At 51.5% G+C, this 14,180-nt stretch carries 11 protein-coding genes; 1 reads left to right on the top strand and 10 read right to left on the bottom strand.

Features of this window, described 5'->3' with window-relative positions; genetic code table 11:
- Positions 1-34 precede the first annotated feature (34 nt).
- From BW972_RS17230 to BW972_RS17185, 10 genes are all read right to left on the bottom strand, one after another.
- Positions 35-952, bottom strand: coding sequence for a ParB/RepB/Spo0J family partition protein (locus BW972_RS17230; protein ID WP_007654715.1), 918 nt, complete (start codon positions 950-952; stop codon positions 35-37).
- Positions 953-964: 12 nt separating this feature from the next.
- Entirely contained in the window at positions 965-1,747 is a 783-nt protein-coding gene (locus tag BW972_RS17225) for a ParA family protein (RefSeq protein WP_007654714.1), read from the bottom strand.
- A 7-nt stretch (positions 1,748-1,754) separates the two neighbouring features.
- The gene (locus tag BW972_RS17220; protein WP_007654713.1) at positions 1,755-2,435 is read right to left on the bottom strand and encodes a metal-dependent hydrolase; all 681 of its coding nucleotides are present in this window, start codon (positions 2,433-2,435) and stop codon (positions 1,755-1,757) included.
- A 325-nt stretch (positions 2,436-2,760) separates the two neighbouring features.
- Positions 2,761-3,285 carry a YsnF/AvaK domain-containing protein gene (locus tag BW972_RS17215; RefSeq protein WP_083674239.1) on the bottom strand — a complete coding sequence of 175 codons (525 nt, stop codon included), beginning with the start codon at positions 3,283-3,285 and terminating at the stop codon, positions 2,761-2,763.
- Between the two features lie 180 nt (positions 3,286-3,465).
- Complete coding sequence (locus BW972_RS17210) at positions 3,466-4,299, bottom strand: YsnF/AvaK domain-containing protein (RefSeq protein WP_007654710.1); 834 nt, start codon at positions 4,297-4,299, stop codon at positions 3,466-3,468.
- Positions 4,300-4,859: 560 nt separating this feature from the next.
- On the bottom strand, positions 4,860-5,354 hold the full coding sequence (locus BW972_RS17205; RefSeq protein WP_076423040.1) for a DUF6438 domain-containing protein: 495 nt from the start codon (positions 5,352-5,354) through the stop codon (positions 4,860-4,862).
- Positions 5,355-5,369: 15 nt separating this feature from the next.
- Positions 5,370-5,969 carry a hypothetical protein gene (locus BW972_RS17200; protein ID WP_076423039.1) on the bottom strand — a complete coding sequence of 200 codons (600 nt, stop codon included), beginning with the start codon at positions 5,967-5,969 and terminating at the stop codon, positions 5,370-5,372.
- A gap of 104 nt (positions 5,970-6,073) precedes the next feature.
- On the bottom strand, positions 6,074-7,915 hold the full coding sequence (gene yidC / locus BW972_RS17195) for a membrane protein insertase YidC (protein WP_007660530.1): 1,842 nt from the start codon (positions 7,913-7,915) through the stop codon (positions 6,074-6,076).
- A gap of 33 nt (positions 7,916-7,948) precedes the next feature.
- Positions 7,949-9,562, bottom strand: coding sequence for a CTP synthase (locus BW972_RS17190; RefSeq protein WP_076423038.1), 1,614 nt, complete (start codon positions 9,560-9,562; stop codon positions 7,949-7,951).
- Positions 9,563-9,738: 176 nt separating this feature from the next.
- Positions 9,739-12,249: a zinc-dependent metalloprotease gene (locus tag BW972_RS17185; RefSeq protein WP_076423037.1), complete on the bottom strand. Its 2,511-nt coding sequence runs from the start codon at positions 12,247-12,249 to the stop codon at positions 9,739-9,741.
- 312 nt (positions 12,250-12,561) lie between these two features.
- Between BW972_RS17185 and BW972_RS17180 the strand changes: the two genes are divergently transcribed.
- Complete coding sequence (locus BW972_RS17180) at positions 12,562-14,178, top strand: tetratricopeptide repeat protein (RefSeq protein ID WP_076423036.1); 1,617 nt, start codon at positions 12,562-12,564, stop codon at positions 14,176-14,178.
- Positions 14,179-14,180 lie beyond the last annotated feature (2 nt).

Below are 14,180 nucleotides of genomic sequence, written 5' to 3'. Positions count from 1 at the left end.
AAGCTATACCAGGCGCTAACCTCATGCTGTTCTCTTAGTAGTTCAGAATCTCCAATATACGGTTCAGCTCGTCCACCGATACAAAAGGGATTTTGATCTCTCCCTTGCCATCGTTGTTGGCTTTCACCAGGATCTTGGTGCCAAATTGCGAAGAAAGCTTTTTCTCTACTCCCTTCAACTCTTCATCATACCTGTTGAAGACCAGTTTTTGTTGTGGATCCGGCTTTTTACTGGCATTCTGCACATTGCGCACCAGCTCTTCCACCTTGCGCACTGACAGTTCCTCCGCCACTACCTTACGGAAAATCTCCAATTGCTTGTCGATGGTGTCGATGTTAATCAGCGCTCTGGCATGGCCCATGCTGATTACATTGTCGCGCAGGGCGATCTGGATATCGGGCGGCAGTTTAAGCAGGCGCAGGTAATTGGTCACCGTCGTGCGCTTCTTACCCACGCGGTCACCAAGTTCTTCTTGCTTCAGGCTGCACTCGGTAAGCAGGCGCTGGTAGGAGAGGGCGATCTCGATGGCGTTCAGGTTTTCACGCTGAATGTTTTCGATCAGGGCCATCTCCAGCATCTGCTGGTCGTCGGCTTTGCGGATGTAGGCAGGAATAGTGGTCAGACCAGCCATTTTGGCTGCCTGATAGCGGCGCTCACCCGATATCAGCTGGAAGCTGTTCTGGTCAAGCTGACGAACGGTGATAGGCTGGATAATACCCTGTATCCGGATAGACTCAGCCAATTCTTCCAGCGCCGTCTGGTCAAAGTGCGTACGGGGCTGGTAAGGGTTCGTCTGGATGTGTTCAATAGCTATATCTGCGATGGTATTGACTTCGTTAACGGTGGTTGATTCGGCTGTTTTGCCAGTATATTTGTTACCCTCCAGGAGAGAGCCAAGGCCTCTGCCAAGGCCTCCCTTGCGTGTTGGTACTGGTTTCTTGTTATCGGACATGTAATAGTAAGGTTATTTCGCCAGCGCAACGCTGTTCTTCTCTGCTATCTCACGGGCGAGGTTCAGGTAGCTCATGGCACCCTTGCTTTCTGCATCGTACAGAATGGCAGGTATACCATAACCCGGAGACTCGCTCAACTTCACATTTCTCGGGATGATCGTATCAAACACCATTTGCTGGAAGTGCGTTTTCACCTCTTCCACCACCTGGTTGCTCAGGCGCAGACGCACATCATACATCGTCAGCAGGATGCCCTCAATGGCAAGCTCGGTATTCAGGCGTGTCGTGATGATTTTGATCGTGTTGAGCAGTTTGCCCAAACCTTCCAGCGCAAAGTACTCACACTGAACGGGTATCACCACTGAGTCGGCTGCCGTAAGTGAGTTTACCGTGATCAGGCCCAGCGAAGGCGAACAGTCGATAATGATGAAGTCGTACACCTCCTTGAGCGGAGCCAATGCTTCGCGCATTCTCTCCTCCCTGTTCGGAATGTTGATCATCTCCACCTCAGCGCCCACCAGGTCGATGTGCGAGGGAATCAGATCCAGGGTCTCCAGGTTAGGCGACTTCAGTATGATGTCCTCAATATTCGCTTCCCCTACCATGCACTCGTAGATATTACTGCTGATGCTGGCGGGGTCGAAGCCAAGTCCCGATGTGGCGTTAGCCTGCGGGTCTGCATCGACGAGTAATGTCTTAAATTCGAGGGCTGCCAGGCTCGCAGCCAGGTTTATGGCTGTGGTGGTCTTGCCTACGCCACCTTTTTGGTTTGCAACCGCTATTATTTTTCCCATCTAAAAATTATAGGTTTATAGTCTGACCTATCTCCATCAATATTAGTTCCTTGCCGGCCATCTGCGCTACTTCCTTCACTTCCTCATGGTCTATTTTGATGTAAGGGAAGGTGTCGTAGTGCATACCGATCACCTTGTCTACCTGCACAAAGTCAGCCGCTACCAGGGCATCGTGGATGTCCATGGTAAAGTTATCGCCAATCGGCAACAGGGCGAAGTCCACATCATACTGCTCAGGTATGAGTTTCATGTCGTAGGTGAGGGCCGTATCACCGGCAAAATAAAATGTCTGATTCTCTGTTTCCACCACAAATCCGGCTGCTACACCAGCGTAAGTGCCATCTGGCAGGGAGCTGGAATGCACGGCGTTCACCATTTTCACGGTGCCAAATGGCAAGGTTACCTTACCACCAGTGTTCATCGGGTGGGTCTTTTCTATACCTTTCCCTTCATACCAACTCGCGATCTCAAAATTGGCTACAATGGTGGCACCGTTATTTTTTGCGATGCGCTCCGCATCATGCACGTGGTCCTGATGACCGTGCGAGAGCAGAATGTAATCAGCCTTGATGCTGTCCACGTCAATATCCTTGGCCAACTCGTTTGGCGAGATGAACGGGTCGAATAGAATGCGGTGCTCACCGATTTTGAAAAGAAAGCAGGACTGTCCGTAATACGTTATTTCCATAGTTTGCATTTTTTAATCTGTTAGCCCGAATGGGGTATAGAACTTTTACAAAGATACAGTTTTTTGCGCAGAACGTATGATGTTCCACGCGCTGCGGCGTATATTTTTATCCACGATTTTAAGGGTTATCCACATTCCGGAACAAGGTCCCTGCGAAGTGGCTAGTCATAGGATATGTGCATTTTAAGGCTGTAAAAGCAAGCGGGTCCGGCTGCTCATGTAGCTGCCGGACCCGCTTGCTTCAGTGGTTCGTTTATATAACAACGCCGCGTGGAACTATTTATTTTGGCCAGGCACTGTTTTATACCTCAAACCCAGGCAGGGTTCAGCTTTGCGGTTCGTTCGGATTGTTTCTTTTCCGCTCGACCCTGATCTCTTCCCGGCGCAGTTCCACGTGCTGTGTATCGTGCTCTTCGGTGCGCCGCTTGGTAACGTGTATCTCCTCTACCACCAGCAGGCGCTTCTCCACTACCAGCACTTCCTTCAGCACAGGTATAATCATCTTATCGCCCTCATAACGTACTGGCGGTGGGGGTGTGTCGACATACTGATTTATTTCGACGCGTTCTATTTCCGCCTCCTCATGTATGATGGGCAGGTCCAGGTCCACATCCTCGCGGTGCACTTCCTTGGCAATGTGTACGTTGCCAGTCTCTCTGACTTCTGTGTCTACCCGCACCTGCTCTTCAATCACGGGTATCGTCTTGCTGTACTCTATGTCTACATCCAGGTTCTCCCGCTCGTCACGACCATATTCGTCCTGAATGTCCCGCTCTTCCAGTGGGGTGGTGCGACTCTCGCGTAGCTTCTCGTCAAATTCTGATTTAAGTTTGTCTGATTTCTTGCTCATGGCTCGGGACTATATGTGGTGAAGTGGATTACGCTTCTATCGGTTCAAATGTCTCAGATTGTACGGGCAGGGCAGGGGATGGTTCATTGCTTCTCGTGGGGCTTAGCTTTGCCCTTTTTGTAAAACAGCAAGAGGCAGCCACATGATGACTGCCTCTTACCTTATCTACAAAACCTTTCCCTATATGTTGCGAGGGTTGCCGGGCTTGTTACCCGGGTTGCGAAGGTCTTTGTCTTTGTCTAATTTGTCAATGTCCACATCAGTTTTGCGTACGGTACCTCTTACAGTTTCGTCACGCTGCTCTGTGTGCTTGTTAATCTTCACTTCTTCCACTACGCGGGCCTCTTTGTTGACTACAGGCACCTCAGCGCGTTCTGTAATGTTGATCTCTCCTTCCTTGAAATTCTGGAAGTCACGGTCTGTTGCAGGTCGGTTTACTTTGTTGCGCTCTACATCCACATGTTCCTCACGCAAACGCAGATGCTCTTCTACCGGGCGCTCCACGATGCGGCTTCTCATGCGTACACCGCCACGCTCCACTTCACGTTTACCTACGTTCATACGCTCTTCCATAATCGGAATAGACTGGCTAGAGTCGCCTGTTCGTCCGGTATTGGTCTGGGCCGTGCCCTGTGGTGGTCTGGCTGTGCCGGCCTGTGGGTTGTTTTGTGCCACATGCTCGTCTACATCCACTGCGCCACATGAGTCCAGGACTTCAGCGGCTTTCTCTGCCTGCTGTCGGGAGTCGGCGTGTACCGTCACTACCCAGCCTTTGCGGGCTGCCTGTGTATGTTTGTTCGCGTCGTCGTTCTGGCCAAACAAAGAGCCAAAGAAACCACTTACGCCATCATTGTCTTTATCTCTGGTGCTGCCTACCTGTCTTGCTGAAGCAGAGGCAGGGTTTGCTATATCTACTTTGTCACGGCCGATATGGTGCGTGCTCTCCAGCTTTTGCACCGCAGCCTGTGCGTCTATACCTTCTTTAAAAATGCCTATTACCGTTTGTCGTTCCATAGTTATGTGTGCGTTATGTTTAATATTCGGGGTGCTTATGCCGTCTTAGTGGCCCGGGGACTCCACCACCCGGTTAATGTGGTCAGTTAATATGATCAGTGGGAAATTAGGCTCCCATTTTGTTCTTTAAAATCAAGGCCACAGCAGAACCTTGCGCCTGCCGGTCAATGAGTACTCTTCCTGTAAAATATTCCAAAAAGAGCTTCCAGATATTGAAGCACTGGGGCAAGGATATTTTTTTATATAGCTTAATCTGAATTAATATTTCTCCTAGCCTGATAATCGAAATTCTAAAAATTTATTATATATAAATATCAATTTTCAAATAACCTGCTCTGATATGGCCCTCTATTTTTTTACGGCCTCAGTTAGGATTGGTTATTGGTATTTCAAAATTACAGGTGGACTCAATCCTATATTTAAACCTAGTGTTATTGAGATGCAAGCGTAGTAAAAGGGGATAGCATGAGGAGAGACCACTATTGTGAAGAAGCTTCAGTGAAAACAGACCGGAGTAAATTTTTTGAGGAAGCAGAAGTGAATTTTTGGATGGCCTGGCCTTACCTTACAGGTAGCCTTCGTTTCGCCTCCTCTTCTGCCAGGTTCATGAGCAGGGTATGCACCCTCTCCTGGAAGTCCAGCAAGGGCTTCGGGCCGCCTTCTTCCTGTTGTACCCGCTTTACTTCTTTGCCCGCTTCATAGAATGTGGTGATGGTAGAGGGCATGTCGCTCCAGTTAGTCAGGTACATGTCCTGCAGCGATGCATAGTTTAGCTTTGTTATTTCCTGCCGTATCGCCTCCAGTTGTTGGGGCGACAGCGTAAAGGTCACGGTATCCTTAACAGGTACATGGCTATACCCGGTATAGCGTATGCTACCATTCGCCAGAATGGTCGCCTCATAGGAGGGGCAGGTGCCAAGACAGGGTGTTTTCTGGAAATGCAGCAGCGGAGCATCCGGCGCCTGGGCACTACTTTTCTGAGCAGTACTGCAGCCTGCCACCAGGATCAGTCCTAGCCCCAGACCTAATTTCAGCAGAAAAAGTAGTGTGTGCATGGCAGTTAGTTATCATTATTGCCCCTGAGGCAGTTTTCGGAACTTGCCCTGTTCCAGTACATAGGCAGCTGGTTCGCAGTAAGGGCAATCAACATAGTTGTGCGAAGAGTCAGGCGGGTTGACTATAAATATGCGGCTGTCCGGGCTAAACTGTGCGCCGGTACTGCTCTGCACCTTGTCAAGCACTTTTCCATCCTGCCGGTCTACCACGTAGTGCTCCTGGCAGGTGGTGCCGCAGCCAACGGTAACCACGGTATACCTGCCGGCAAAGTTTATACCTTGTTTCAGGCCTTCCTGAAGGGCTGAGCGGTACTGTCGGACATCAGCATGGCTAGCTTCATCCAAAGGGGCTAAGCGGCCCTTATAAGTCTCCTGCACCCGAAATGCCTCGTCACTCTGGTAAGCCTCCATACGCAGGCGGTAGCGCTGGTATAGTTCCGGGTTCTCTTCTGATGTGATGGGCATGCGCACCGTGTCACGTTGCAGGTGCTCTTCCAGCTTCGGGTGTGTGCTGGCAATGGTTTTCTCTTCGTCTGTCTGTTGCTGACAGGCAGCTCCAAGTACGGCCACAAAAGACAGTGGCAGCAGGAGGTAGGGTAGTGTGTTCTTTCGCATGTTTCTAATATAGGTATAGGGCTATACGCAAAGCAGCGAAGATGGTCAAACAAAAAAGCCCCGAACTGCTTCGGGGCTTCCTGTAAGGTATAGCACGTGAATGCTTATTTCTTGAGTTTCGGGTTGTTGCGACGCTGCTGCTCTTTGTCGGCTGCGGCACGCATGGCCTCCTGCATACGCTCTGTAAAGGATGGACCGCCGGTTTTCTTCTTCTCTTTGCGCTTGTCACGGTTCTCTTCCAGTTTCGCTCTGATCTTGCCTTCGTCCACAAACTTGCGGATAAGCGCCTGCTGACCGAAAGTCACCATGTTCGATACGAAGTAGTAGAATGAAAGACCTGCCGGGAAGGAGTTCAGCACGAACATGAAAATGATCGGCATCAGGTAGGTATACATCTTCATCGGACCCTGCATCGTGTTCATCTGGTTGTTAGACCAGGTATAGAGGATCGTCGAAGCCGTCATGAGCAAGGTGAACATACTCACGTGGTCGCCATAGAAAGGAATCGTAAACGGCAGTCTGGCGAACACATCATAGGTTGAAAGGTCATCCGCCCATAGGAATGCCTCCTGGCGCAGTTCGATCGAGTTCGGGAAGAAGTTGAACATCGCAAACAGGATCGGGATCTGCAGCAGCATCGGAATACAGCCGCTCAGCGGGTTCACGCCCATTTCGCCGTACAGTTTCATGGTCTCCATCTGCGTCTTCTGCATGTCGCCGTCGTTACGCTCCTTAATGGCGTCGATTTCCGGCTTCAGTACCTTCATTTTGGCCATCGACAGGAAGGACTTGTACGTCAGCGGGAACAGGATCAGCTTGATGTACAGTACCAGCAGGATGATGATGATGCCGTAATTGCCGATGTAGTTTTCGAGGAAATCAAAAGCCGGGATGATGATCCACTTGTTCACCCACGAGAAAATGCCCCAGCCCAGGTCAAGGTTCTTGTTGAACTCGTTGCCCATGTGCTTCAGGATCTTGTAGTCATTCGGACCAAAGTAGTAGGTAAACTCGCCTTTGCCGCTCAGCAGGTCAGCCGTCGGGATAAGTATCTGGGAGTTCAGTGTCTTTACAACAGTCGTGTCAGCCGGATTGGTCACCGCCTCCAGTTTAGCACCAGAGAAGGTGTTGGCAGCGATGATACCCGCTGTGAAGAAGTTCTGCTTGTTAGCCACCCACTTCATCGGCTCCGTGATCGTCTCTGTTTCCGTCCCTTCTGAGATAGACAGGTAGTCGAAGCTCTCGTCAGCCGTGTAATAGTTGATGGTAGACTTGGCACGGTTCTGCGTGATGTCTTTCTCAAGCTGCTTCAGGTTATCGTTCCAGATCATGGTCACGTTATTGCCGCTGATCTGGTTGTCAAGGCCTTTGAAATCCAGCTTATAACCTACCTGGAAGCTATTGTCGAACAAGGTATAGATCTGATCAATGGTCTGGCCATTGCCCAGGTCAGCACGGTACGTGATGGTTTGAGCAGGAACTTCGCCTACGTTCACAGTCTGCACTTCAGACGGTGTGAAAAACAGGTCTGACAGGCGGATGTTCTTACCATCGTTTGTGGTGAACTGCACGTCGGTCTGGCTGCTTTCGCGGTCAAACAGTACCAGGGTGTTGCCTCTGTAGTCTTTATAATTCTTCAGGACCACTTCCTCTACCTGGCCACCTTTGCTGTTGAAGGTCACCACCATGTTTTGGTTCTCAAGGGTGGTGGTGCTGGCTTCACCGGTAGCGGCTGCACTGAAAGTGCCCAACGCGGCGGCGCGGCGCACCTGTGCCAGCGAGTCGTCCTCGGCTACAGGAGCGGGTCCCGTCTGCACCTGCTCTACCTTGGCTGTCTGGTCAAATGCCGGAGTGTTGGCTTCTTCGTTCGTTCCCGAGAAGAAGAAGGAGTAAGCCAGCAGGAGCACGGCAATCAATCCAAAGCCAATAGCTTGATTTCTATCCATCTAATGAAAATAATAATGAGTGTTGGTTAATGCTTATTTAGATTTAGTGTAATTCATAGCCGCTTTCACAAACTTCACGAAAAGCGGGTGCGGATTCAGGACGGTACTCTTCAACTCCGGGTGGTACTGTGCTGCCACAAACCACGGGTGGTTCTGCAGCTCGATCACTTCTACCAGTCCTGTGTCCGGGTTTATGCCCGAAGCTACCATGCCGGCATTCTCAAAATCGGCTAAGAACTTGTTGTTGAACTCGTAACGGTGACGGTGGCGCTCCGAAATTTTGGACTTGCCATAAATAGAAAATGCTTTTGAGCCCTTCTTTAGTTCACAGGTATAGGCACCCAGTCGCATGGTGCCGCCTTTTTGTGTGATCTGCTTCTGGTCTTCCATCATGTCAATCACCGGGTATGGCGTGTTTGGATCCATCTCAGTGGAAGCGGCGCCCTCCAGCCCCAGCACGTTGCGGGCGAACTCTACGGCGGCACACTGCATGCCCAGGCAGATGCCCAGGAACGGTATACCTGCTTCCCGCACAAACCGGATCGCCTCCAGTTTACCTTTAAAGCCGCGCTCACCAAAGCCAGGGGCCACCAGCACACCGTCCATACCTTGCAGCAGGCCAGCTACGTTTTCGTCATTGATGTTCTCCGACTGGAACCACTTGATGCTCACCTTGCACTCGTTGGCTGCACCGGCATGCACGAAAGACTCCACAATGGACTTGTAGGCATCCGGCAGCTCCACATACTTGCCCACCAGACCAATTTTAACTTCTGCTGTAGGGTTCTTGAGCCGACCAAGGAATTCTTTCCAGGTTTCAAGTTCCGGCTCACTTTTGTGCGGCAGCTTGAGTTTCGCGATCACGCGCTCATCCAGCTTCTCTTTGCGCATGAGCAGCGGCACGTCATATATTGTTTCCGCATCGATCGACTCGATCACAGAGTTTTGCTTCACGTTACAGAACAGCGCGATCTTTTTGCGCAGATCAGTAGGTATATGATGCTCGGAACGGCAAACCAGGATGTCTGGCTGCACACCGGCCTCGGAGAGGTCACGCACCGAATGCTGTGTTGGTTTTGTCTTCAGTTCACCGGCTGCCTTCAGGTATGGCACCAGGGTCAGGTGAATCACACAGGTTTCATTTACCCCCAATTCCCAGCGCAGCTGACGAACAGCTTCAATAAATGGCAACGACTCGATATCGCCCACACAACCGCCGATCTCCGTGATCACGATGTCGTATTCACCGGACTCGCCAAGCAGCAGCATGCGGCGTTTGATCTCGTCTGTGATGTGGGGAATTACCTGCACGGTTTTGCCCAGGTAAGCACCCTCGCGCTCCTGCGTGATCACATTGTAGTAGATGCGACCGGTAGTCACATTGTTCGCCTGAGAAGTAGGCACATTCAGGAAACGCTCGTAGTGGCCCAGGTCCAGGTCAGTCTCTGCGCCGTCTTCGGTCACGAAACATTCGCCATGCTCATAGGGGTTGAGCGTGCCCGGGTCGATGTTGATATAAGGGTCGAATTTCTGGATTGTTACAGAGAAGCCCCTTGCCTGCAGCAACTTAGCAAGAGAAGCGGAGATGATACCTTTACCAAGAGAGGAGGTAACGCCTCCTGTAACAAAAATATATTTAGCAGCCATAAGTTAGGTTAAACTTTATGGGCTACAAAGGTACAAGATATATTTGATTTTGTGGCACCGATTCCCATTGTTCTGAAATTGCATAGGATATCTTTCTTAACATTCAACAAATACTATAAATAAAAAGCCCCAGCCAAAGTGGCCGGGGCTTTCTGTATCATACAAAAACAGGAAATTTAACTTTTCGGGTTCAGGATGTTGTCAATACGTACCAGTGCATCCTGCAAGTGGTACTTCGTCATGCTATCCTTCGTCTTTGGCAAGGAGGCTTTGATCTGGTTGCGCAGGGCCGTCAGCTCGCCGCGTACCATCGGACGGATATCCGACTGCGACACGTTCACCTGTGTGAAGCCCATGAAGGCACGTGCGCCGCTAGGGACTGAGCGCTGCTCTTCCTTCATCAGGTACTCCATACGATCCAGGTAGCCGCGCTGCAGGTTGCGACGGTACATGTCCACCGTTTTGCCGCTGCCGATTTCAGACCACACGCCATTACGCAGGTCAGCCATCATTTCCGGCAAGGTATAGGTCTTGCTGCCCAGTGCCGCCTGTGACTCCAGCAGGCGCTGCATGCGGCCTGGCTCCAGCACATTGTTCAAGATGTTCACCTGCGCCGTGCGGATACGCTCCACCGCACCAGCCGATTCGATCTTACGCAGGATGTTCTGGTCCAGCATCCAGGTAGGAGTGGCAAAGCCCTGCTCGTTGATGAACTTCATGGCACGTTGCTGCTTCTCTTTCGGTACAGCAGCGTACACGTCGCCCTTCTGGTCGTAGGTCTTGTAGTTCTCGTACACCCCGCCGACGTTAGCCGTTACGTGGCCCATGTAGCGGTTCCACTGACCCAGTACCTGGGTGTACATCTCCTGAAGGTCGTCGTAGTTCTTGTTCTCCTCCTTCGTCCACTCCATCAGGTTTGGCATGATGCGCTTGAGGTTCAGGATGCCGTAGTGGCTGGCCAGCATGGCGTCATCGCCCAGGTCCTCGGTCTGTGAAGACGGGTCTACCGGATTACCCTGCTGACGGCCGAAGCGGTACATCGGGTCGTTTTCTTTCTCGAGAATCCACTTCGATAGTTTGGCTACATTGTCATAACCGTTCATCTCCGGGAAGTAGGTATAGCCCCATCTTACCGCATGCTTGTCATACACGCCTATACCTGGCATCAGGGCAACACCTTTGTCTTCCGGCTGCGCCACGTAGTTGAAGCGGGCGTAGTCCATGATAGAAGGGGCTGTGCCCATTTCCTGCGTGAACTTCGCATCGCGCAGTTTCTCTACCGGGTAAGCAGCACTGGAGCCCATGTTGTGCGGCAGACCCAGGGTATGGCCTACCTCGTGGGCAGACACAAAGCGGATCAGTTCACCCATCACTTCGTCCTTGAATTTAATGCTGCGGGCATCCGGGTTGATGGCAGCTGTCTGCACGAAGTACCAGTTGCGAAGCAGGTTCATCACGTTGTGGTACCAGCCGATGTGGCTCTCCAGGATCTCGCCGGAGCGCGGGTCGTGCACGTTAGGGCCATAGGCATTCTGCGTCTCAGAAGAGAAGTAGCGGATAACAGAGTAGCGTGCGTCTTCGGTGCTGAACTCCGGATCTTCTTCCGGGGTAGGAGGGTCCTTGGCAATGATGGCATTCTTGAAGCCTGCCGCCTCAAAAGCCTTGTTCCAGTCCTCTACACCCTGCTTCAGGTATGGGCGCCACTTCATTGGGGTGGCCGGGTCGATGTAGTAAACGATCGGCTTTATCGGCTCTACCAGTTCGCCGCGTGCATAAGCCTCCTTGTCTTTCGGCTCCAGTTTCCAGCGTACAATGTAGCGGCGCTTGGCAGCACGTTGCTCGTCAGTACCGTAGTCGGTTTGCGACAGGGTGAAGTAACCTACACGCTCATCAAAACGACGGGCAGGCATAGGCACCTTCGGCAGCAGAAGCATGGAGTGATTCAGTTCTACCGTGATTGTACCTGCATTGGAGTTGGCTGGCGGATCAGTCGCCTCGTAAGTCATCAATGAGCGTGCCTCAATGTTGAGCGGAAAGCTCTTGATGCCCTCCACAAAAGAGCGCTTATCATCCAGTTTCTTTACTTTGTGCGTTTCACGCTGGCGTTTGTTCAGACCGAGGGCCTGCACGTCTTTCGAGAAGAAGTCAGTCACCTCTACCACCGAAGCACCGTTGTTAAAAGCTTTGATGTCGAATGCCTGGATAACAGGAGCCAGGTTGGAGTTTTGCACAGAGTGGAAGATCTCCAGCGTGTCGCTTGCTACGTTCTGGTAAGAAATCAGGCGCAGCAAAATCCGGTTGCCTTTCTTTTCCCAGCGCAGCATCTGGCGATTGAGTTCCTCACCACCGTAGCCGAGGTTTGTGGCTGTTTTGGCGATACGGCTCACCATGAGCATGTCGCGGTTCAGGAGCGTATCTGGAATTTCGTAAAAGTATTTCTCGTCAATGCGGTGCACCTTAAAAAGGCCTTCGTCGGTTACGGCATTGGGAGTGATGACACTGGCATATGGTTTTACACCGTTGTCGTCTTTTTTAACAGCCGGGGTAGCCTGCGTGGTGGTTACTTCCTGCTTGGCTTTTTTCTTGTTCTTCTTCTTTTCCTTGCTTTGGGCAAAGGCGGGAGGTGCTACAAGCGCACCAGCCAGAAGCAGTGTAGCCAGCCGGGCATAGCGTACATTTTTGCTCATAATAGGGTGAAAGATTAGGTTAGATTTGGATTAGTGTTTTACAATATACCTGTTTCAGATATCTGTTAAAAGACTAGCCCGGAAAAGAATGGTTTAATCGCACTGCTCTGCTTACCTGAATTTGGCAATTCGGATCAGAACAATGCTATAAAAGATAAACATATCACAGTAAAATGAGTAAAAAAATAAGATAGGCTATACCTCTCGTATACCTTAACCGGCTCTCTCACTATTAAGCGTATCGCAGCTTAAATTCGGCGTTCGTCGTCCTTGCTTTTGATCTTTTTGTTAGCTCAATTTTACATAAACAGCATGCGAACATCACTTGTTATAGCTATAGTATGTTGTGTCTTTTTTACTACCCATAGCCAGCATACGACTGCGCAGGGACATGCGACCAAACACGGTACCGTGAACCTGCAAACCTCCTGCAGTGAGGAGGCGCAACGGCATTTTGACACCGGCCTGGCGCTGATGCACCACATGATGTATGAGCAGGCGGAGCAGGAGTTTGCGGCTGCAGCTGAGGCCGCCCCGGATTGTGGCATGGCGCAGTGGGGCATCGCCATGAGCTATATTCACCCGCTCTGGGGCGAGCGGCCTTCCAATGACGCTCTTCAGAAAGGGCAGGCAGCCGCGGAGAGCGCCCAGCAACAACAAAACTTGACAGACAAGGAGAAAGCTTACATCAAAGCCGTTTCCCGATTTTATGAGAACTGGAATAATACCAGCTACGCAGATCAGCTGAAAGCTTTCGAGGAAGGGTATAAGCAGGTACACGAAGCGTATCCTGATGAAGTGGAGGCAGCGGCTTTTTATGCGCTGGGGCAGCTTGGCACGGCACCGAAGACGGACAAGACCTTTGCCAAACAGAAAGAGGCAGGTGCTTTGCTGGAGCAGTTGCATGCCAGTCACCCCGACCACCCGGGACTGTTTCACTACATCATCCATGCCTATGACAATCCCTTGCTGGCCCACAAAGCCGTCAACGTTTCGCGGGAGTATGAGCGCATAGCCCCGGACGTGCCGCATGCCCTGCATATGCCGAGCCACATCTTCGTTCGGCTGGGCCAGTGGACGGACGCCGTGGACTGGAACATACGTTCCGCTGATGCTGCGCTCCGGCAGTCTTCTGAAGAGACCGTTTCCATGCACTATCCCCATGCGTTGGATTACATGGCTTACGGATACCTGCAACAGGGGCGTGACAAAAAAGCGCAGGAAGTAGTAGAGAAAATGCAAGCGGTATCAGGCTATGCACCAAGTTTCGCGACGGCTTATGCTTTGGCGGCTATACCTGCGCGCCATGCCCTGGAAAGGGGCAAGTGGGAAGAGGCTGCTGCTTTGCCTGTCCGGTCGCCTGAAAACTTCACCTGGTATAATTATCCCAACGCTGAAGCGATCACCCACTTTGCCAGAGGTATAGGAGGTGCCCGGTCTGGCAATATCGCTGTGGCAGAAGAGGCCCTGGTAGCACTGGATAAACTGCGGACACAGCTGAGCGGCTCGGGAGACACTTACTGGGCATCGCAGGCCGAAGCACAACACCTGGCTGTGCAAGCATGGCTGGAGTTCAAAAAAGGAGACAAGGGCAAGGCGCTGGCCATGATGCGGGAAGCGGCTGACAAGGAGGATGCTCTGGACAAACACCCTGTGACGCCGGGCGCCGTTCTGCCCGCCAGAGAGCTGCTGGGTGATATGCTTTTGCTTAGCAAAAAGCCAGCAGAAGCCATGCAGGCCTATGAAGCCAGTCTGAAGGTATCGCCCAAGAGATATAATAGTCTTTATGGTGCGGCCCTTGCGGCCGAAAAATCCAAAGACAAGCAAAAGGCCAAACGCTACTATTCAGAACTACTGGAGATCTCTCCCGAGGCCGATGGTGATCGCGAAAGCTGGGTGCTGTCCAAAAAATACGTTTCCAAGAAATAAGG

Source organism: Pontibacter lucknowensis (assembly GCF_900156415.1).
Classification (GTDB): Bacteria; Bacteroidota; Bacteroidia; order Cytophagales; family Hymenobacteraceae; genus Pontibacter; species Pontibacter lucknowensis.
This window is presented reverse-complemented; position numbering and strand designations above follow the sequence as displayed.